Raw genomic sequence first — 20,972 nt, forward strand, 5'->3', positions numbered from 1 at the left:
CTTCGGTGCAGAAAGCGAGCCGTGGATGAGGATCTATCAGCCGATGTTGTTCGTCGGGTTGGGCGGCACCGGCTGCCTGATCGGAGCCGAGCTGGAACGCCGGCTCCGGGACGAGCTGTGCGGCCCTGACGGGCGGGAGCTGCTGGACCGCATGCCGGGCCAGAACTTCCTGCCCTACCAGCTGCCGTCGTGCATGCAGTTCGTGTACGCCGACCTGAACGAGGCCGAGCTGCTGCGCCTGAAGACCAGGGCGGTGCCCGGCTCCGATCATGTGGCGGCCGGGATGCGCACCAGGAACCTGGTGCCGGACCTGGTGCCGCGGTTCGACACCTACCCGGAGGTGGCGCGCAGCCTGCGTACCAACATCCAGCCGCTGGTGACCGAGTGGCTGCCGCCCTCCAGTGGGGAGCCCCGGGTGGCGCCGCTGGTGCGCGGTGCCGGGCAGCTGCCCACGGTCGGCCGGGCGGCCCTGTTCGAGACGCTCCGGCACGGCGTGCGGCCCGCCATGGCGCCGGTGGCCAACGCGGTCGGCAGCATCAGCACCTCCGGCGGCGAGCTGGCCCAGCTGGGCGGCAGGCTGAGCTCCTCCTGCGACGTGTTCATCGCGTTCTCGGTGGCGGGCGGCACCGGCAGCGGGATCTTCTACGACTACCTGCATCTGGTCGGGCACGCGCTGGAGCAGGCCGGTCTGCGAGCGCAGATCTACCCGCTGGTCCTGCTGCCGTCCGCCTTCGACGAGGGGCTCGGCGGCGGGCGGCGGGCCACCCTGAACGCGGGCCGCGCGCTGCTCGACCTGTTCCGGCTGGTCGACGACCAGAACGGGCACGCGGCGGGCACCGAGCTGAGCAACGTCGGCATCACCGGTGACCTGTTCGTCCGCTACCCGGTCGAGGGGGAGATCCGGCTGCGCGCCTCGACCGTGCAGACCGCGTTCCTGTTCGGCCGCACCTCGGGCGTGGACCGGGAGGACCTGCACCGCTCGATCGTGTCGCTGGTCATGTCGCTCGTCGGCACCGACATCGACCAGGGCGAGGAGGAGGGCGCGCGGGTCTTCGACCGGGTCTACCAGTCCTTCGCCGACGACTTCATCAACCGGGGCGTGGAACGCGAGACCATCGCGGTGTCCGGGATCGGCAACCGGGGGGTCTCCACCAGCCTGGTCGCGTCCATGACCGTGCCGGTGGACGACCTGGCCGACCTGGTCGCCTCGCGCATCCTGGCCCGGGCCGTCGCCGAGCTGGCGGCGCCGCCGCCCGGCCGGGCCGAGACCAACCGGGACGCGGTGGAGCGCATGTTCGGCGCGACCAACCTCGACCCGCTGCGGACCCGGGCGCCGCTGACGTTCACCGAACTCCAGGCGACCGACGGGGCCAACGCCATCTACCGCATGCTGGCCACCCGGATGCGCGGCATGGAGGACAACCTCAAGGCGCTGGAGGCCAGCCTGCGCACGGTGGTGCCGCAGATGGTGCAGGACTTCGACCCCCGGCGCGGGGTCGAGCAGATGCTCGGCGACTACGACCCGCTCCGGCTGCGCCGGATCCTGAACGGCCACCCCAGCCTGATCGAGGAGGTCGACAAGCTGGGCTTCCGTGGCCTGCTCGAACTGCGGCGCAGCGAGCCGCCCGCGCCCGCGGGGCTGGCCGTTCAGCCGTCGCTGCCCCAGCTGCGGGACCGGCTGCTCGGGGTGCGGAAGGTGCGCTGGGGCGATCCGGTGGTGCAGCGGGTGATCCAGGAGCAGGACGTCTGGTACCACTGGCGGGCCAGGGCGATCTGGCACTCCGCGTGGGGGGACCAGACCGCGCGGTGGGAGCACAAGCTGAGCCGTACCAGCCGGGATCTGAGCGATCTCACCGACGAGCTGATCGGCCACGCCCAGGAGGACGACGCGCGGTTCGCCCGCCGGGCCCGTGACCTCTACCGGGCCAGGGTCGGCGTCACCTACCTGCTGCCGCCGCGCGGGGAAGACCTGGAAAGCTTCTACGAGCAGGTACGGAACCGGGCGATCAACCACTACGTCGGGCGGGGCAGGCTGCGACCGAACGCCAGCGAGGCCGACCTGCTCAACGAGATCATCGACACCGACGGCTGGCGCCGGGTGTTCCAGATCAGTACGGAGGACGGCCCCGCCTACGCCAAGGCACACCTGCGGGACCGGATCAAGCAGGAGGTCAAACGCCTGTTCCGGCACCGCGAGCACGGCGAGCGGCCGCTGCTGGCGCCGATGGCCGACCTGGTCGCCCAGGCGGCGGGCAAGGACGGCGCGCTGGTGGAGGAGGAGGACCTGCTCCAGTTCCGGCAGAAACTGGCCGCGCTGGTGCCGAGCGGATTCTCGCCGCAGGGCACCGGGGAGATGAAGGTGCTCATCTCCTACCCCGCCGCGGCCCGGGACGCGGGCGTCGAGAACTACCTGCGCAGCACCATCAACCTGCCCAAGCACGGACCCAACCCCGAGTTCCGGTCGCTGGACGCCGACGCCATCGTGGTGGTCCAGTTCCGGACCTCGATGGGCGTGACCGAGGTGCCGGAGCTCCGGGAGGTGCTGAACTTCTGGGGCCAGGCCCTCCGCAACGAGCAGGATCAGGACTTCCTGCGCTGGCGGCAGCGGCTCGGCTACGACTTCGGCTACCTGATGACCACGCACGAACACCGGGTCCGGATCCTGCAGCGGTTCCTGATCGCGATGTGGAACGGCCAGGTCCAGATCGAGGACGGCGGGCCCGACTCCCCGGAGCGGATCAGGATCGTGCTCGACCAGGGGGCCGACGCCATGTCGATGACCCTGGCGCTGACCACGTTCGCGGGGGCGTCGTCGTGGGGGAGCCTGGTCCGGGCGTACGAGGAGTGGACGCTCAGCGACGACGAGTCGATCCGGCGGGACTTCGCGGCCCGGCTGATGCGGCTGCTCCCGATCGGGCTTGAAGCCACGCCGATCCCGCCCGACCCGATGTTCGAGCATTTCATCCGGGTCGCCGAGGAGCAGCTCAAACTGCTGGAGATCCGGATGCCCACCCTCTCGGAGTCGGGCCGCCGCCAGGCGGAACGGCTGGCCGAGCTGTGGGGCGGCACGCTGCGGGACGCGCTGCGCCTGCCGTTCACCGGAGTGTCCAACCCCGTGCACAACAACCTTGAGGATCTCGCCGAGGTGGTCAACCGGTGGCTGTGACAGACGGGCTGGAACCGGATGTCCTGGTCCTGGACATCCGGGATCGCGACGTCGGCGACGAGGGCTGGTCGGCGCTGGGCCGGGTCGCCGACCGCGGCCGGGTGCTGGTCGTGGATCGGGTCGAATCGCTGGCCGTCCGGCAGATCTTCTACGAGGACATCCTCGGCACCAGGGCGGTGCAGGCGGTGCTGTGCGTCGCGGTCGGGTCGCCGCGCCGCGGCTCGGACGCGCTGCTGACCATCTCACCCGCCATGGCCACCTCCGAAGTCACCGCCACCCTCTGGGTGGGCGACGGGACGAGCGTCGAATGGGACATGGATCGGGGCCGGGCGTTCCCGCCCGCGGAGGATCCGGACCGGACGCTGGCCTCCCTGACGGACGTGCTCAGCCTGCCCGAGGTCTTCGACGCCGTGGTGGGCCGGATGCGGGACATCCCCAACCGGCTGGCGTCGGCCGGGATCACGATGACGTCCGGCAGCTTCGGCGACGAACTGCTCGCCGACGCGCTCGCCGGCGGCCTCGACCGGCTCACCGGTGGCGCCGAAGTGTCGCGGATGACCCAGAGCGGGGCCGCCGACCTGGCCGCCGCCGACCGCTCGCCCACCCGGATCCTGCGGCTGCTCCTCAACGACAACCCCGTGGACGTGGCGGATCCGCTGGTGCCGAGAGAGCGCATGAGCGTCCTGCGCGACCAGGCCAAACACCGCGCGGAAGAGGTCAGGCAGCTGGGCGCGGCGCTGGAGACGGTCGGCGCGCTCACCGGCAACCCGCGGCCGGGCGCCCTCGCCGTGAGCCAGGTCCGCGCGTCCGGGTCCGCGCTGCGCAACCTGCGGCAGACCGCCGACACGCTGTTCGAGGAGGCGGACGGCTTCGACGGGACCGACCACTCCATCAAGGACCGGCTGGCCAGGGAAGGCGTCCGCACCGACCTGACCATCGGCCCTGGCAGCCCCTCTGACGCCCTGCGGGTGACCATCAAGGCCGAGTTCACCCGCAGGGTCTCCCTGCAAACCCTGGCCGTGCGCCTGCGCGCCTACGCCGCGCAGGTCGCACCCGGGGGGAGCGGGGCCTTCCGCGATCACCTGCGCCGCGCCTGCCCGGACGCGCTGCTCGACGATCTCGACCGCCCCCGGCCGTTCCCGCTGGACGCCATGCGGACCACGCTGCTGGTCAGCGCGCTGGCCTTCGGCGCGGTGCTCGGCGTCGCGGTGGGGCCGCTGGCCGGGACCCCGCTGGCCTCAGGGGTCCGGCTGGCCGGGGTCGGCCTGATCGCGGCGATGGTCTGGGTGCTCGGCGTGACGCTGCTGATGGCGCGCGTGCCGGAACCTGAGGGCGAGCACGGCTGGCGGGACCTGCCGGCCGGCCAGCTGTTCCTGCACGGCGCCCTCATGCTGGCGGGGGTGGCCGCCGGGCACTTCATCTGGTGGTTGCCGTTCGCCGACGGCGCGTTCGGGCCGCCGGTCGAGATCACCGTGGTGCTGGTGCTCGCCGTCCTGGTCGCCATGGGCTTCGTCCTGTACGGCTCGTGGCGGCGGATGGTCGACCAGTGGTGCCGCAGCCTGCCGGGACCGGCCGCCGAGGACGCCGCCACCCGGCTGGCCGAGGTGGTCCGGCGGGTGGCGGTCCGGGAGTGGGCGCTGGCCGAACGCCGCCGGGACGCGGCCGACGCGGCGAAGACGTACGCCTCGGTGCTGCAGGATCTGACGCTCGCGCTGCACCGGGGCGTGGCCGAGCATCGCAAGAAGCTCCTGGACCGGAGCGGCCCGCTCGGCCCAGTGCGCAAGGGTTTCGTCGGCTCGCCCGAGTACGGCGCCGAGTTCGCCCACCTGGTCGCCGACGACCTGGTCGACCTGGCCGCGCACATCCTCGACCCGCTCTGGAACCACCTGTACGGCACCGCCCTGCGCGAGGTGACCTGGCGGATCGAGGACAGCGCGCAGCGCGGGCTCACCGAATACTGGGACCACCTGCGCCGGCGCGGCGTGCACGAGCGCCCGTCCTTCGGCACCGACAACGTCCGCCGCACCGAACTGGCCGAGACCGTCTGGCGGCGCTCGTCCGGTGTCGCGGAACTGGTCAGGATGCCGGTCGGCGGGCGGATGATCCAGCTGTGCGACCAGGACGACCTGCACCTGCTCCAGTCCACGTCGGGCGGGCAGGCCGTGCGGTTCGTGCCCCGGGTGGCGCAGCCGCCGGTGGGTGGGCGCGACGGTTACGGCGACGGCGGCGCGCACTTCCCCAGCGACGTGGTGTGGACGGCGGCCAGCCAGTTCGCCGGGGTGGTCCGGCTGGTTCCGCTGCGCACCGGCATCGTGTCGGCGCACTGGACGATGGGAGCGCAGACGGGTCCGGGCGGTGGCGGTGGCTGATCAATTCGGCACTCAGCTCGATTACACCGACGCCGAGGGCACGCAGCGACAGGGAAAGCTCATCCATCAAGGGCCGGGGCGGATCAAGCCGGGATCCGAGCTGGTCATCAGCGAGATCCAGGTCGAGGTCGACGGCGTCACCGGCTGGCTGGTCAAGAAGTCGCTGCACCAGGCCGCCGCCAAGCACGACCCGCAGCTCTACGCCCGGATGGAGAACGAGGTCAGGACCGGTTTGATGCTCCGGCGCCGCTTCGGCGGCCCCGCCTACCCGGCCGAACTCGCCCGCCTGGCCGGTTACGACGTCGACTGCGAGGAACCTTTCGTCCTGTACGAGCGACTCCAGGGCAGCGGCTTGGCCGCGGACGTCGCCGGCCGGCTGCTCCTGGAGGAGCAGAAGCAGTTCCAGATCACCCTGCTCCGCGGGGTGCGCATCCTCGAACAGGTCGGGATCGTGCACCGGGGCATCACGCCGTACAGCGTGTGGTGGGACGGCCATGTGGCCCAGCTGACCGACTTCGAGCTGGCGATCAAGGCGCAGCGCTGGCGGACCCCCGTCGGCGAACGGCCGTGGGCCTCGCCCCAGCAGCGGCACGGGGTCGGCGGCACCTGCGCCCGCGACGACGTCTGGAGCGCCGGAATGGTGATTTATCACGTGGCGGCGGGCACCCGGTCCACCGCCGCGCTCAACGGGCCGCTGTCACTGAACGCCGTGGAGCCCAGAACCCGGGAGCTCCTGGCCGGGGTGTTCGCCGACAAGGCGAAGAACCGCCCGCACCCGCTCGACCTGCTCATCCGGCTGCGCGAGACCGACCCGATCGCGCCGCCGGAAGAGGCCGCCGACGGGGCGTTCGAGCGCGGAGGCCTGCGCTACGACGAGATGATGCGGCAGAAATGGGGGTCCACCTGGCGCCGCCCGCCGGTGGCCCGGGACCCGATGGTCGAGGACGACGACGAGGACGAGGTCGCGCCGCCGCCGGCCCCATCGCCGCCGGAATACCACGCCCCGCCGTCCGCGCCGGTGGTGCGCGTGGGCGGCGGCGGGATGGTGCTCGCCGTGGTCGTCGCCGTCGTCGTGCTCGCCATCGCGCTGTGGTTGATCGGAGGGATGCTGTGAGCGAGAAACCCGCTGCCATTCGCTGTCCCGTCTGCCTGGATTCCTTCCCCTGGAACACCGACGGCGCGGACCTGTACGAGCTGGAAAGCGAGACCCTGCAGTACCGCCTGATCAACATGGCCAACCTGCGCGACCCGCACAAACGCGACTACCGCCTCCGCTCGGCCTTCATCCGCTGCCCCAACCCCTCCCAGGACACCGGAACCCACTACCTCCCGGTCCTCTACGGCCGGTACGGGCGTCCCCTGGTCATCGGCTTCGTGGGCGCCAGCCGGACCGGCAAGACCCACCTGCTGGCGGCGATGATCGGCGAGATCGAAGCCGGTAACCTGCAACGTTACGGCCTGTCCGCAGTCCCCCTCGATCAGATCCGGCACCGGGACTTCCTCCGCGAGAAGGTGCACCCGCTCTATGACGGCGAGCGACTGGCCTACACCGCGCCGAGCGACCTGCCCGAATTCGTGGACGCGATGGTCTTCAGCCGGACCGGGGATACCGGCGGCCATCCGGTGGCGTTCTTCGACCTCTCCGGTGAGCAACTGACCCGGGTCGGCCGCGGCGAACGTTTCCTCGCGGCCGCCGACGCGCTGATCTTCGTGGTCGACCCCGAGAAGTCGCTCCGGCTGCCCGGGTTCGCCACCAAGCCCAGCGACCTCGGCGACCTCGCCTTCGGCAACGTGCTCGACCAGCTCTTCCGGCAGGACGCCATCCTGGACATCCCCGCCGCGATCGTGGTGAGCAAGAGCGACGTCCTGCGATTCATGCATCCCGTCGATCGGTGGCTGGCCCAGACCAACCCCGGCGGAGCGCTGGACGCCGAACTCTTCCGGATGGAGAGCAGGGACGTGTACGCGTTCCTGCACCAGCACGGCGCGCAGGGCTGGCTGCTGCCGACCGCCCGCTGCCGCCGCTGCACGCTGCACTTCGCGTCCGCCACCGGCGGCAGGCACACCAACGGCCGCTATTTACGGCAGGTACGGCCCCAGCGGGTCCTGGAGCCCCTGGTGGCGGTGCTGGCCATGACCGGCGTCATCACCGGACCGGAAGCCGAGGCGGTGGGACGGTGAACACGGGTACGGACGTGCATTGGCTGGTCTTCTCCTGGGAGGACGACCAGGACGGGCTGGCGCTACGGCGATCGTCGCTCCCGGCGGGGGAATGGGTGAGTTGGGGACGGCGGCTGCTCAGTCACGTCGAACTTCAGCGCAAGCCCGACGCCACCGCCAGTTCGAGTGTCTGCCGGTTGGATCTGGACGGCCAGATCGTCGCCCTCCATCGGCATCCCACCGCCGAAGTCGATCCGCGGAAGCGCATCAGGACCTACGCCTACCTGGACAAGCAGGCGGCTCTGGGCGCCCGCGACGTGCTCCTCTGGGGCGAGGACTGGCAGAAAGGTGTGCCTTCGAACCCCTCTGGACCCCCCCTGCGGGCAGATCAGCTGCCAAAGCTCACAGAAGGGCTGGCGAGTGCCTACACCGAGCGGGTCTTGAGGACGAACCGGGATGCGCTTCGCAAGCTCGTCACCGAGGTGCTGCGCAACCCTCGGGCCATGTTCTCCTGCCGTATCGACGCCGGGATAGAACCCCGCCTGGTGATGTGGGGTCTCATGGACCTCCTCGATGGGGTCGTCGGAGTCGGGGATTCCCGCTACTGGACCTTCTCCACGGATGAAAGCGACGACCTCGGCCGCGACCTTCCGCGTTTCGTTTTCCTGGACCAGTGGAAGGTCCGCTCGCTGGAATCCGCACATAAACGCATCGACCTCACCAATATCACCAGGTTCGCCGATGACCCTTACACCCATGCGGCCAGCCATCTCGTCGAGGCGTACTGGGGGAGCGCCGACGGCGTGGCCAAGCTTCGCGCGGCGGCCAAGCTCAAGGAAACCGGCAATGACGAGCGCCGGATCGCAGCGTTGCTGGCTTATGCCCAGAAGGTCACCGTTGTTCCCACAACGGGGGAGACGACGTCCCGTGATATGACGCCCAAGTGGGAGGAATCGTACGAGGTGGTCGGCGAACGGTCCCTGGCGGTCGGTGGCGACATACTCGACTACGAGCCCCAGTTCACCGCCGAACAGGAGCAGCCGGAGCACGCCCAGCTGGACGCGTCGCCGGACATCGAGGCCGGGGAGCGCGACCCGACGATCGCGGCATGGCGCTGGCCGCCCGCGGAGGACGCCCCGCGGCACCCGAAGGGCAAACCGGCCTATCAGCCGCCATACGCGGAAGACGAAACAGCGCACTCGCCCTATGCGGCAGGTAGCAGGCTGGGCGAGGTATTCAGAGAACGCCCCCCTTCATTCGGATGGGCACAGATCGGGGACGGCCCTCCCTCCGAACCCACCACCCCGGCGCCTCACGCCCGATCTGGACGCCCGCTCGCTGAGCGCGCGCCTGCGCCCGGCGGGAATGCACCGCCCCTAGTCCATCCCATGCCCAGGCTCGTCCGCGATCTACTCCAGGCGAAAGACGCAAGGACGGTACACCAGTTCGTGCATGCCATGGCGACATCGGCGCACCATGAGCCGGACTATCGCAAGTACTTGCAGACCGCCCTCATCGAACACAGGTGTTTCCACGACTTCTTCTCCCAGATCGATGGGGTGGATGTCGAAACCGAAATCGAACAACTCGTCGTATCGGCATTTCTGGCGGCGGACCGGGCATTCGACGAGTCGGCGGTCAAGAAGGCGGCCGGCCTCGCCGCCATGACCGGCATGCCAGACGTCGTCATCGCCACCTTGGCCAGACTCACGGGGGAGGCGGGAGGCGGTCACGCCCGGATCTGGCTCGACCTCGTGGTGAAAATCAGATCCGAGCAGTCTCGCCGGTCCTGGAGAAAGTCGCGACAACAAGGCACGGCACGAAGTTCGAGGAATCCTGACGAGGCCGGCGGCAGCGCCCTGAGCAGGGGGGAGAGAGCACGATCGATCTTGGAAAGGGTCGTCCTTATCGGCGTTCTCGCCTTCTTCTTCGCGGTTGTGATCGCCGTAGCCATCTACGTATTCAAATGAGGCAGGCGGCGGGCAGGAGAAACGTTCGCAAGCCTTCGAAGTCGTCGGGAGAGCGCATATCGATCTCGTCCGGCTGGGATTCCATGAGCATCTTCGCCGCCTCCAGATAGCCTGCCAGCACGTCCTCATCGGCCTGCCTGCGCGAGCGCGGATACCAGACGATTCCATCGGACCGATATCGCAGATCGGAGAGGTGCAGCGGCGGCTCGGCCGCTCCGTGGCGATGCTTCCACAGGCCCGTACTGGGATCGAAACGGTAATCGGTGAGCAACCGGTGGCCGGACGCGGCGAGCAGGTCGACGGCGTCGATGAGGTAGTCGCAGACGGTGTCGGAGATGAAGTAGTTGAAGTTCACGCGGACCCATCCGGGCCTGACGCTCTCGCACCCCTGCTCGATCTTGTCCCGCAGCGCGTGGGACCGCGCCTGGTCGATGCCCAGCAGCCGGTGGCCGTACGGACCCGCGCAGGAGCACCCACCGCGGGACTGGATGCCGAACAGGTCGTTCAGTAGCGCGACGACATAATTGTGGTGCAGGTAGAGCGAACCCGCCCGGACGCGGAGCGAGACGATCGACAGGCGCCGGGAACGATGGCTGCCGAGTATCTCGATGTTCGGATTGTGCTGCCACCGGTCGAGCGCGCGGCGCCAGAACCGCTCCTCCCGCGCCTGGATCAGCTCGGTGCCCACGGCCTGCTTCAGGCGGAAGACCAGCCCCGCGCGGATGGACTCGACGATGGCCGGCGTGCCGCCCTCCTCGCGGGCGACAGGGTCATCCAGGTAACGATGCCCGACCGGGTCCACGAAGGCGACGGTCCCGCCTCCGGGCGCCGTCGGCACCTGGTTGCGCACCAGCTCGCGCCGGACCACCAGGACGCCGGGGGTCTGCGGCCCGCCGATGAACTTGTGCGGGGACAGGAAGATCGCGTCCTTGTGATCTGATCGCCCGGGCGCGGTGGCTTGCATGCGTATCGGCACGTACGGCCCTGCGGCGGCGTAATCCCAGAACGACAGAGCGCCATAAGCGTGCAGTAACTCGGCGATCCGCTCGGTATCGGACAGGATGCCGGTCACATTGGAGGCCGCCGAGAAGCTGCCGATGAGCAGCGGCCGATCGGCGTACTGCCGGAGTTGCGCTTCGAGGTCGCCCAGGTCGATGTGACCGTGGCAGTCCTCCCCGATGACGACGACTTCGGCGATGGACTCCCGCCAGGGCAGCTCGTTGGAATGATGCTCGTACGGTCCGACGAACACCACCGGCCGCGGCATCGGAATGTAGAGACCGGGAATGCGCAGTTCCAGGATGCCGATGAGCTTGTTGACCGCTGCCGTCGCGCCGGAACCACAGAAGATGACCAGGTCGTCGACGCCGCCGCCCACCGCGTCGTGGATGATCTCGCGAGCCTCCTCACGCAACCGGGTCGTCTGCAGCCCGGTGGCCGAGCTTTCCGTGTGGGTGTTGGCGTAGCGGGGCAGCACCTGATCCCGGATGAAGTCCTCGATGAAGTCGAGCGATCTGCCCGAGGCGGTGTAGTCGGCGTAGGTGGTGCGACGCGGACCGTACGGGCCGTCGAGTACCTCGTCGTCCCCCAGGATGCCGCGGCGGATCCGCTCCAGCAGCGGCGATGTCGTCGGCTCGCGCGAAAGGCGGTACGAAGCGCCGGACGGCTCATTGGGCGCATACGAACCTGGTGCCCTGGCGATGACGTCCGTGGAACCCGGGTTCGGATCCTCGGTCATATACGGATTTTTCAGGACACCGCTTGACGCCCGTTTGCAGTCGGCTTACCCGGGTCTTCAGGCCTCTTCCGGCTCTTGGGGTTCCTGAGGCCATGAGTCGGGGTCGGAGACGAATGTGCCCTCGCGGATGACGGTGTAGACCCAGCCCTGCTGGCGTAGCACTTTGACCGCCTCGCGTACGGTCTTCGTCGTGACGTCGAAGCGTTGCTTGAGGTGGACTTCGCTGGGTAGCGGGCGGGTCGGCCGGTAGGTGCCATTCCTGATGTCGTTCGCGAGTTCCGCGGCGATCTCTCGATACCTGCTGTCCGGCTGCCGGATCTGTCTGGGCGCGTCCCGCGGTCCGACGAACGTTCCGTGGCCCGGCAGGTTGTAGATGGTGTCGTCGGCGCGCAGCTCTTTCAGCACGCGGCGTGCGGTGTCCCGGGAAATGTCGAACTCCCGCACGAGCTCTTTCTCGCTCGGCACGAGAGAACCGGCCGGTAACTCTCCGGAGGAGATTTGCTCGCGAAGGATCGTCTCCACCTGCCGATACAGCGGGATAGATCCAGATCGGTCCAGCACGCTGGCACGCTAAGGGCAGCCCCGCTCGCCCTTAGTATGCCATACCTCCCCGGGGATGAGTGGATACAGGCATTGCACCTCTCCGTGCCTCCGGCTGGATGTATGCTCTGTTCCGTCCAAGCGATTAATGCTCAAATCGGCGAGGGCGGCACTAGAGTGGTGGTAGACCTCTACCCGAATGGCGGACCGCGCTAGCGTGAAAACCGCCGCAGAAACGCGGAAGGGCCTCCTGTCCGCCCGAGTTTGGAGCCCGGCTGACAGGAGGCCCAACCGATCACCCCTTTACGGGGTGTGCGATTCGATCAGAAACCAGATGATCCAAAGGATCATCCGCCACATCGGGCGAATAGCCGGGGCCCTGGGGCCCTCGACCTTGCGCGGTTCCTGATCGTCCTCTGATGCGCGGTCATCGACCATCGCAAGTGCCTCCCCGTGTTCTTGCGTCTGCTCTTCAGACGCAATCGGTTGAGAGGTCGGCACTTCGCGACGGTTAATCCCGCCGCCTACCACCTTAGGGCCTTGTCCTCTCTTGTCTCAGGAAAACCTAAAACGGACTAAATCGATCATTTATAGGGCTACTAGCCCTATAAATAGAATTTGAAGCACACCCGACTGGATTAGAAATACTTACGGTGGCGAGCGAGCGCCTAGTGCGGGCCGAGGGTGATGGAGCCGAACACGTCTCCGGCTTGGATGACCGGTCCCTGGATTCTGGCGTTGCCGCTGATGGTGTTGGTGACGTCGTGGCTTTGGCCGATGTTCTCGGCGGTCTGGGCCGCCCATGAGGTGAGTGCCTCGCCGAAGTCGGCGTCGGTGTGAGCCCATTCGACCAGGAGGTCGGAGATGTCCGGCGCGGTCTCGGGGCTGGTGGCTTCCACTGCGGCCAGTTCGCGGGAGTTGTCGCCGAACCTACGGCGTACGAGTGAGGTGAGCGAGGTCCACGCGGTCTTGCCGACCTCGCCCGCGACGCCACCGGCCAGCGCGGAGAGGAGTGCGGCGATGACGGTCGGGTCCATTGCGCTGCTCCCTAGCTCGTGGGTGACCGTGTCGACGACCAGGGGACCCATCGGCCGTCCCCGGCGCAGAGTTCCCCGGCAATTACCGCCAGCGGTGCAGGGGTTTGTCAACCGATCCGCGGAAATGGTGAAGTGCTTGCCGCGAGCTCTCGTACGGGAAAAACTCTCTACGTGGCGGGAATGGGGGCGCGATGATCGAGCCTGGCGAGGGAGAACGCAAGGCGACTCGTAATGAGGCGTCAGGGTTCGTCGGAGGACCGCTCATCCAGGCCGGGCATATCGGGAACTTGGTCCAGCATTTTCCGGTTCCTCCGCCCAGTGAGCCTCCACGCCAGGTGCCGCCCGCGCCTCGTGGCTTCGTCAACCGCACGCGCGAACTGGCCGCCCTCGACGGATTTCTCGACGATCGGGACAGCCCGCTTGTTGTGGTGGTCAGCGGTCTGGGCGGGGTTGGCAAGACCGCTATCAGCCGCCGCTGGGCCCACCATGTCAGCTCGCGGTTCGCCGACGGCCAGCTATATGCCGACTTAGGCGCATATCGGCACGGCGGCGGAGTCGAGGTCGGTGATGTGTTAGGCGGCTTTCTGCGTTCGCTGGGTGTGCATGAGGAGTGGATCCCCGCCGATCTGGCCGAGCGCGCGGCGCTGTTCCGTTCGCGGACGGCCGACGCGAACCTGCTCGTTCTGGTCGATGACGCTCAGCATGCCGCTGAGGTGGTGCCCCTGCTGCCGCCGTCGCCGGGCAGTGCGGTCGTGGTGACCAGCCATCGCCAGCTCAACCAGCTCGTTGTCGGAGGTGCCCGGACGATCCCGCTGGCGCCGCTGGCCACGGCCGAGAGCCTGCTGCTGTTGTCGGACATGATCGGTGAAGCGCGGATCGCGGCGGAACCGGAGGCGGCGGCTGAGTTGGCGCGGCTGTGCGGAGGGCTCCCGATCGCGCTGCGTGTGGCGGGGGCGCGGCTGGTTCAACGCTCCCGATGGCCGCTGAGCAGGCTGGTGGACGAGCTGACCGACGACCGGCGGCGCCTGGATCGGCTGGCGGCGGAAGGGGAGGTGGCGGCCGTGTTCGACGCGGCATACCGTGGCCTGCCGCCACAGTCGGCGCGTCTGTACCGGCTGCTCGGCTCGCTGCCCCTGACCACGTTCTCCGCCGCCGTCATGGAAGCCGTCGTCGGGACCGACGTCGAAGCGGCGCTTGAGGCACTGCTGGAGGCCAGCCTCCTGGAGGAGCTCGACGTCGACTATTACGGGCTGCATGACCTGGTCAGGCTGCATGCCGCCCGGTGCGCCGAGCGAGAGGAGCCCGCGGACAGCCGGCGTGCGGCCTTGCGCGCGGTGGTGTCGTGGTATCTGCGCGCGGTGTCGGCCGCCGACGTCAAGATCTTGGGGGATCGGCTGCGGGTGGCTCCGGTTCAGGACTGGGATGAGGCGCCCTTCGCCACGCCGGGGGACGCGCTCGACTGGCTGGAAGCCGAACGCGGCAACGTCCTGGCGCTGCTGAGGGCGGCCGCCGAGGCCGGCTGGCAGGAACAGATCTGGCCGAGCGCCGAAGCCCTGTGGGCGCTGTTCCAGCAGCGCAAACACTTTGCCGACTGGGTGGAGATCAGCACGCTCGGGGCGCAGGCGGCCCGTGTTCTGGGACATCGCGCCGCCGAGGCTCGGATGGATAACCAGCTCGCCAGGGCGTACATCGAACTGGCCGATCATGAGTCGGCGGCGCGCGTGCTCGCCGAGGCGCTGGCGGCGGCCGAGGCCGCGGGGGATTCGCGGCTGGTCGGGATGGTTCAGGAGTCGTATGGGCAGGATGCGCTGGCCCGAGGCGACTTCGAGGCCGCCGAGGAGTGGTTCGCGCGGGCCCAGCAGGTCTACGCGGACAGTGGTCGCCGTCGTGGTGTCGGCCTGCAGTCCTACCACCTCGGCCAGACCCGCGCCCGCGCCGGCCGCCACGCGGAGTCTGCCCAGGACTTCGAGCACGCGATGTCGATCATGACGGAGCTCGGAGACGAGCTCAGCCAGGCCAAGATCGCGATCGAGCTGGGCGCGGTCTACCGGCGTCTGGGTCGCCCAGCAGAAGCCGTCGCCCTGGTAGAGCGGGGCCTGACGGTCATGAGGGGCCGTCGGATGGTCGCCAAGCAGGCACGGGCATGGGAGATTCTGGCCGACCTCGCGGCGGACTCCGGTGATCGTCCACGCGAGCTCGCCTGCCTGACCTCTGCCCTCGACCTGTACGTGGCCTCAGGCAACCAGACCGGAGCCGACGCCGTGCGCACCCGGATGGCTTGATCAAATCGATCGGGGGGGGGTCGCGTTTATGCGATATTTCGCGAAACCCACGCTAATCGTAAGCGCGAAGAGATCGTCAAGTCGGTGCCCCATCGCTAGCCAGGCGTGCACGACGCAGGGCAGGATCGCCGGATCCAGGTCAGGCGTCGCGGAAAGCAGCAGTTCTGGACCATCTCGGATCGTCATCAGGACCTGGTGATCATCGGCCAGGGCGGTGGCCGCGCAGCCGGGATAGCGGCGCAACGTGTCTTCCGCCCATCCTGGCCTCTGCCCTCGGCCGACGATGATCGCGGCGCTCTCCACCAGTCGACGGTCGAGTTCCTCGATGTCCACGACGAGATAAGGATCAGGTCCCGCGTCGTCGAGCCGCGCGGCAGCGGGGTAACGCTTGATGTCAACGCCGCCGGGCGTGAACCGTACCCGCGCCAGGAAGGCCGACGGCGTCAGCCGTTCCCCGTACGGCTCGGGCAACGGGCTCGGCACCACCGGACCCGGCGGGACAGGCAGATCGATAAGCCGGTAGACCACCCGGCGAAACGCCTCCCCTGAGTCGCCCACCTGACCCAGCGTCCGCCCGGTCACATCCGCGTAGGCACCCGGCACGTACGTGGCGATCACACCACGAATCTGCTCCAGCAGCCTACGGTCGAGGTCCAGGCGCGGCAGCCTCCCGACCAGCTCGGCGATGGGGGACTCGGGATCCAGCTCCTCGCCTTCGCCTCCAGAGGAAGCCAGCATGGTTGGCCGGTCCAGCGCGACACCGTAGAGGGTGACAGACCCGTGGTCCCCGATCACCACGTCGGCGGCGATCAGCGCGGCCTGCCAGCCCTGCTCAGGCGGGATCACCGTCAGCCCGGCAGCCCGCGCGGCGCTTAGCCACAGGTCCACTTGAAGCCCACCGTGCCAGGCCCGGATATTCGGGTGCGTGAGCACCGCCACGCGATACTCGTCCATCGGCAGCTCGCTCACCAGCCTGGCCAGCAGCCCGCTCGCCGCGCCGAACAGCGAATGTTCGCCCCAAGTCGAGCTGACCACCACCAACGTGCCCCCAGGCGGGACACCGAGCGCGCGCCGATACCGCTCCCGCCGGGGAAGATGCGCGACCATACGGTCGAAACTCGGATCACCCGTGACCACGGCGAACGGAACGGCCTCCGGGCAATAGCGTGCCAGGCGTTCCAACTGCTCCCGATGGGACAGCGCGATTGCGGCCGGTAGCACCCGGCCGTCGCGCACCAGCTGGCTCCTGGCCAGCCCCGCCACCTGCGAGCTGTAGCCGTTCGGCGTCCGCAACAGCCGGTTGTGCCCGGCGCCGTGCGACATGAGCAGCAGCGGCGCGCGCAGCTCGTTCAGCTCGCCGTTCGGCGACGCGGCCACCGTGAGATCGAACTCCGTACCCACGGCCTGCCGCCACGGCACCACCCGCGCCCGGATCTTCCGCAGGTATTCCCCGAGACCGTCGTCGAAAGCCGACCCGGAAACCGTCGTGAACAGGGTCTGGATCCGAGGATCGGAGCCGAACACCGGCAGCACGTCCGCAAGCCGCCCCGCGGACGCGAGATTCCGGACGACCGCGAGGACCTGCCGCTCCGCGCGAACGGTCACCCAGCGATCGCCGTCCACACCCCTCCAACAGGCCGTCCTTATTCAGAACGACTCTATGACCGTTTCCTCCTGCGGGCGTACACGACCAAACAGACGATCAAGCCCGCCTCGGCGGTCAGGATCAGACGTGCTGGGCCCCGTGCGGTGCAACATCATCGCACTCGCTTTCTATGGTCGGTTCCAACAGCTAAGCGCGAGAGGAGCACTCGAGCTGCTGAGATACGGGCATGGACTTCGACGAAGCACACCAGTTCGCCAACGAGTGGGCAGCGGACTGGAACTCCCACGACCTTGACCGAATAACCCGCCACTACGCCCCCGACCTCATCTTCACCTCCCCACTCGCCGCACGAATCATCGAGAACAGCAACGGCGTCATACACGGCCTCGACGCCCTACGCGCGTACTGGTCCGAAGGCCTCCGCCGCAACCCCCAACTCCACTTCGAAATCCTCGGCGTCTACACCGGCATCGACACCATCGTGATCCACTTCCAACATCAAACCGGCCAGCTCTCCGCAGAGATCCTCACCTTCCACAACAACAAGATCATCACCGGTACAGCCACCCACGGCCCCCACCCAACCTGACCAGACTGGCGCGTTCGCGTCCTAGTTCGCAGCGGGGACGAGCGTGTTCGACCGGCGAGCGATGAGCCAGCGGCCCTCGCGTCGCACGAAGACGTACAACGCCCTCATTTCCGGGGGACCGCCCGCGCGAAACGCTTCCTCGGTTGGCCACGCGTCCTTCGTTGCCGTGACCACGTCATCCGTTAGGGGCACGATGTCGCCGAGCCGGTAGTACGCGGTGGCCTCATGGAGGAATCCGGCGGCCAGCCCGGCACGACTCGCTTCGACGATCTCCTCGCGGCCGCGCAGCACCTTGCCGAGGGCGTTCACGACGAGTGCGTCGGAGGCGAAGTGCGCGGTCATGAGTTCGGCGTCGTTGGCGTTGAATCCGTCCTGCACGTCGCGGACGATCGCGTGCAGGGCCGCGACGTCCTCGGGGCCGAAGGATGCCTCCTGCGGAACCCCCGTGTTCTGCCCCGCGACCATGGACCAGTCGCCCCCGGCGCCGCGACGCCAGACATAGCTGGGCAGGCCGAGCTGCCGCGGCGTGAGGGGCTCGCCCTTGGTGGTCAGGTACTCCTGCCGGACGCCCGTCAAGGCGACGTTGGGGGTGATGAACCGGATGTGCTCGACCTCGTACCGCACGCTCATGTCGGCCATCGCCCCGGGGAGCACCGATCGGGTGAACTCGGCGATCGTGTCGAGACCGATGAGGCGGCGACCGCCGCCGGTGACCCAGACCGCCTCCGGATCGAAGAGAGCGAGGAAACCTTCGACATCCTCGCCGCGTTGCGTGCGCTCTACCACGGCGACGAGTTCGACGAGGCGGTCGGCGTCGAGAGACGACGCCTCCGCAGGTGTGATCGTGTGCATGGCTAGAGTCAACTTCATCAAGTGGACTTGACGTCAAGGGGTGGTGGCGTGGACTCGTTGAGCCCGGATGCCGTATGGCTCAAACCCGGCCAGGTCGCCAAGCGGGCGGGTGTGGCCGTGTCGACGTTGCACTACTACGAAAGTCTCGGGCTCATCCGCAGTCGGCGAACCGCGGGCGGACGGCGCGAGTACCGGCGCGACACCCTGCGCCTCGTGGCGTTCATCCGCGCCTCGCAGACCCTGGGCATCTCGCTCGAACGCATCAAGCAGGCGCTGGACGGCCTGCCCCACGACATCCCGCCGACCAAACGCGACTGGGCCCGGCTCGCGCGCGAGTGGCGCGAGGACCTCTCGGCACGCATCGACCGCCTCACCGCGTTGCGCGACAACCTCGCGAACTGCATCGGCTGCGGATGTCTCTCGCTTACGGCGTGCCCGTACACCAATCCCGCCGACCGGCTCGGCCGGGAAGGACCGGGCGCCCGGCGCCTGACGACACCGAACGAGCGGTCATGACGACTGGGGCAGCTTGGTGGAGCCACGCTTGGCAGCCGGGGCGGACGGTGGTGGCACGACGGGGCCGATGTCACCGTCCGGTGCCTCGTCGAGGTCGACGATGACGGGCGCGTGGTCGCTCGGACCGGTACCCTTACGCGCCTGCCGGTCCACCCAAGCGGCCCTGACCCGCTCGGCGACGGGACCGGAAGCCAGCACCAGGTCGATCCGCATGCCGAGATCCTTGTGGAACATTCCGGCCCGATAGTCCCAGTAGGTGAACACCCGCCGATCAGGCCAGCGATCCCGGACAACATCCCGCATACCGAGCGCCGTCAGCTCAGCCAGCGCCGCCCGTTCCGGCGGCGTCACATGCGTCTGGCCGATGTACGCATCCGGGTCGAAGACATCCGCATCGGTGGGCGCGATATTCAGATCCCCACACGCGATCGCGACCTCAGGCCCGGCGGCCAGCACGTCACGCAACGCGGCCAGCCAATCCAGCTTGTACGCGTAGTGATCGGAGCCCGGCGTGCGCCCGTTCGGCACATACAGCGAATGCACCCGAATCCCCCCACAGGTCGCGGCCACCGCACGCGCCTCAGGCAGCGGAAACCCCGGCGCCCCCACCACACCGGTCACGACATCGTCCAACCCCACCCTGGACAGAATCGCCACGCCGTTCCACTGCACCTCACCATGGAGCGCCATCGCATACCCACGGCCAGCGAGCTCGCCGCCAAGCAACTCCGTGAAGGCAGAGTCGGTGAGCTTGGTCTCCTGCAGACAGACAACATCGGGCTGCCGCTGATCCAGCCACGGCAACAACCGCGCCACCCGCTGCTTGACGGAGTTCACGTTCCACGTCGCCACCCGCACACAAGACACCCTAGCCGCCTTGCCCCCCGGCCGATCGTCCTCTCGTTACGAACGAGCTGTTCATAATCGGAGGGCACATGCGCGCCGAGGTCCGCACGGGCACGAGTTCGGCCGGCACCCGCACCTTATGGAGCCATCCACCAAGTTGTGATCGCTGCAAGTCGGGTCGACTGGCGACGGACAGTTACTCTAGCCGTAGGCTGACTAGGGGGATGGCGTGCTACTCCGGTTCCGTGCGGCGAACGTTCGATCGCTGCGCGATGAGCAAGAGTTGGCTTTCGTCGTCCCCGAAGACAAGCCGAGTCTCGCAGCGCGTGCGGTGAGCCTGGGGGGAGACCGGTCGACATGGGTCTTCTCCCTCATCGGCATCTTCGGTGCCAACGCGTCTGGTAAGTCGAATGTGCTCGCCGCCTTGACTGATATGCGATCGGCGGTCCTCAACTCCTACGCCAGCTGGGCGTCTTTCGACGGTATCCCTCGACAACCCTTCCGCTTGGACCCAAAGGGCGAGGACGACCCGAGCTTCTTCGAAGTGGACTGCGTGATCGATGCGGTTCGCTGGACGTACGGGTTCGAGCTTGGCCCCACGCGGGTCGTGGCGGAATGGATTCACAGCTACCCTCGTGGTCACCGTCAGGTGTGGATGGATCGCGACACCTCGCGAGCAGAGGTGTATGAGTGGCCGGGCAACCGGGTGAAGGACCGAGCTCAGCTAGTGCGGCGTACTCGCCCTAATGCCCTGCTTCTGTCGACAGCGGGTACGGACAACCATCCTCAACTGTCGGCACTTTTTCATTGGTTCCGCCGTAATCTGCTGCTCATCAATCCAGAAGATGAGCGGGAGGCTCGCGAGGCGTTCACCACGAATGCGCTGTCGGGCCGGGAAGCGCAGCGGATCAAGGACCTCCTGAGGGTCGCGGATTTGGGAATCACCGACGCGAAGGTCACCCGGGAGGGGAAGAATCGAGCAGCGCCTGTGCTGTTCCACCAGTCCGCTGCCGGAGAAGTTCCGTTCGAGTGGCGGCATGAGTCGTTGGGCACCCGCTCGTGGTATGCGCTGCTGGGCCCGTTGCTCTTGGTGCTCGATGAGGGAACCGTACTACTGGTCGATGAGCTGGATGCCAGCCTGCACCCGCGATTCGCCGCTGAAGTGGTCAGGCTCTTTCAGGATCCGCAGGCCAATCCCAGAGGTGCCCAACTCGTCTTCACCTCGCACGATCCCTCGGTTCTCACTACTTCGAGTGGAGAGCGTCCGATGGAGCCGGGACAGGTATGGCTGACGGAGAAGG

The 20,972-nt window shown here is 68.3% G+C and carries 15 protein-coding genes; 9 read left to right on the forward strand and 6 right to left on the reverse strand.

The window, feature by feature from the left end; genetic code table 11:
• Positions 1–25: 25 nt before the first annotated feature.
• The 5 genes from Aple_RS45545 (at position 26) to Aple_RS45565 (ending at position 9,665) form a co-directional block, all read left to right on the forward strand.
• Positions 26–3,166: a tubulin-like doman-containing protein gene (locus tag Aple_RS45545; protein ID WP_155351030.1), complete on the forward strand. Its 3,141-nt coding sequence runs from the start codon at positions 26–28 to the stop codon at positions 3,164–3,166.
• A complete protein-coding gene (locus Aple_RS45550; protein WP_155351031.1) occupies positions 3,157–5,535 on the forward strand; it encodes a hypothetical protein in 2,379 nt (792 codons plus the stop codon). The genes Aple_RS45545 and Aple_RS45550 overlap by 10 nt, the downstream gene beginning before the upstream one ends.
• Entirely contained in the window at positions 5,528–6,649 is a 1,122-nt protein-coding gene (locus Aple_RS45555; RefSeq protein WP_155351032.1) for a serine/threonine-protein kinase, read from the forward strand. Before Aple_RS45550 ends, Aple_RS45555 begins: the two co-directional genes overlap by 8 nt.
• Positions 6,646–7,716: a hypothetical protein gene (locus Aple_RS45560; RefSeq protein WP_155351033.1), complete on the forward strand. Its 1,071-nt coding sequence runs from the start codon at positions 6,646–6,648 to the stop codon at positions 7,714–7,716. Before Aple_RS45555 ends, Aple_RS45560 begins: the two co-directional genes overlap by 4 nt.
• Positions 7,717–7,892: 176 nt before the next feature.
• Positions 7,893–9,665 carry a hypothetical protein gene (locus tag Aple_RS45565; RefSeq protein ID WP_155351034.1) on the forward strand — a complete coding sequence of 591 codons (1,773 nt, stop codon included), beginning with the start codon at positions 7,893–7,895 and terminating at the stop codon, positions 9,663–9,665.
• Here the strand turns inward: Aple_RS45565 and Aple_RS45570 are convergent.
• From Aple_RS45570 to Aple_RS45580, 3 genes are all read right to left on the reverse strand, one after another.
• Positions 9,658–11,403: an aminotransferase class V-fold PLP-dependent enzyme gene (locus Aple_RS45570; RefSeq protein ID WP_155351035.1), complete on the reverse strand. Its 1,746-nt coding sequence runs from the start codon at positions 11,401–11,403 to the stop codon at positions 9,658–9,660. The two genes, Aple_RS45565 and Aple_RS45570, sit on opposite strands and share 8 nt — an antisense overlap.
• A 57-nt stretch (positions 11,404–11,460) precedes the next feature.
• Positions 11,461–11,964 (reverse strand): GntR family transcriptional regulator, encoded by a 504-nt coding sequence (locus Aple_RS45575; protein ID WP_246265336.1) that lies wholly within the window; start codon positions 11,962–11,964, stop codon positions 11,461–11,463.
• A 647-nt stretch (positions 11,965–12,611) separates the two neighbouring features.
• Positions 12,612–13,031, reverse strand: coding sequence for a hypothetical protein (locus Aple_RS45580; protein WP_155351036.1), 420 nt, complete (start codon positions 13,029–13,031; stop codon positions 12,612–12,614).
• A gap of 284 nt (positions 13,032–13,315) precedes the next feature.
• On the opposite strand from Aple_RS45580, the gene Aple_RS45585 reads away from it, so the two are divergent.
• A complete protein-coding gene (locus Aple_RS45585; protein ID WP_170321995.1) occupies positions 13,316–15,262 on the forward strand; it encodes a tetratricopeptide repeat protein in 1,947 nt (648 codons plus the stop codon).
• On the opposite strand, the gene Aple_RS45590 is transcribed toward Aple_RS45585, so the two are convergent.
• Positions 15,263–16,867 (reverse strand): hypothetical protein, encoded by a 1,605-nt coding sequence (locus Aple_RS45590; protein WP_155351038.1) that lies wholly within the window; start codon positions 16,865–16,867, stop codon positions 15,263–15,265.
• Positions 16,868–17,094: 227 nt separating this feature from the next.
• Here Aple_RS45590 and Aple_RS45595 point away from each other — a divergent pair, with 227 nt between their 5' ends.
• Entirely contained in the window at positions 17,095–17,457 is a 363-nt protein-coding gene (locus tag Aple_RS45595; RefSeq protein WP_155351039.1) for a nuclear transport factor 2 family protein, read from the forward strand.
• Positions 17,458–17,478: 21 nt separating this feature from the next.
• On the opposite strand, the gene Aple_RS53930 is transcribed toward Aple_RS45595, so the two are convergent.
• On the reverse strand, positions 17,479–18,327 hold the full coding sequence (locus Aple_RS53930; protein ID WP_218038852.1) for an SgcJ/EcaC family oxidoreductase: 849 nt from the start codon (positions 18,325–18,327) through the stop codon (positions 17,479–17,481).
• A 30-nt stretch (positions 18,328–18,357) separates the two neighbouring features.
• Between Aple_RS53930 and soxR the strand changes: the two genes are divergently transcribed.
• Positions 18,358–18,825 (forward strand): redox-sensitive transcriptional activator SoxR, encoded by a 468-nt coding sequence (soxR, locus tag Aple_RS45605; protein ID WP_155351040.1) that lies wholly within the window; start codon positions 18,358–18,360, stop codon positions 18,823–18,825.
• Here the strand turns inward: soxR and Aple_RS45610 are convergent.
• On the reverse strand, positions 18,820–19,683 hold the full coding sequence (locus tag Aple_RS45610; protein WP_218038853.1) for an exodeoxyribonuclease III: 864 nt from the start codon (positions 19,681–19,683) through the stop codon (positions 18,820–18,822). The genes soxR and Aple_RS45610 overlap by 6 nt on opposite strands.
• Positions 19,684–19,954: 271 nt before the next feature.
• Here Aple_RS45610 and Aple_RS45615 point away from each other — a divergent pair.
• Positions 19,955–20,972 (forward strand): AAA family ATPase (locus Aple_RS45615; protein ID WP_218038854.1); only part of this gene is annotated, 1,018 nt, incomplete at its 3' end.

Source organism: Acrocarpospora pleiomorpha (assembly GCF_009687885.1).
In the GTDB taxonomy this organism is placed as follows: domain Bacteria; phylum Actinomycetota; class Actinomycetes; order Streptosporangiales; family Streptosporangiaceae; genus Acrocarpospora; species Acrocarpospora pleiomorpha.

Excerpts from the sequence above, each read along its gene's own strand:
- Aple_RS45580 (WP_155351036.1), bottom strand. The coding sequence starts at position 13,031 with ATGGGTCCCCTGGTCGTCGACACGGTCACCCACGAGCTAGGGAGCAGC.
- Aple_RS45570 (WP_155351035.1), bottom strand. The coding sequence starts at position 11,403 with ATGACCGAGGATCCGAACCCGGGTTCCACGGACGTCATCGCCAGGGCA.
- Aple_RS53930 (WP_218038852.1), bottom strand. The coding sequence starts at position 18,327 with ATGAAGTTGACTCTAGCCATGCACACGATCACACCTGCGGAGGCGTCG.
- Aple_RS45595 (WP_155351039.1), top strand. The coding sequence starts at position 17,095 with ATGGACTTCGACGAAGCACACCAGTTCGCCAACGAGTGGGCAGCGGAC.
- Aple_RS45545 (WP_155351030.1), top strand. The coding sequence starts at position 26 with ATGAGGATCTATCAGCCGATGTTGTTCGTCGGGTTGGGCGGCACCGGC.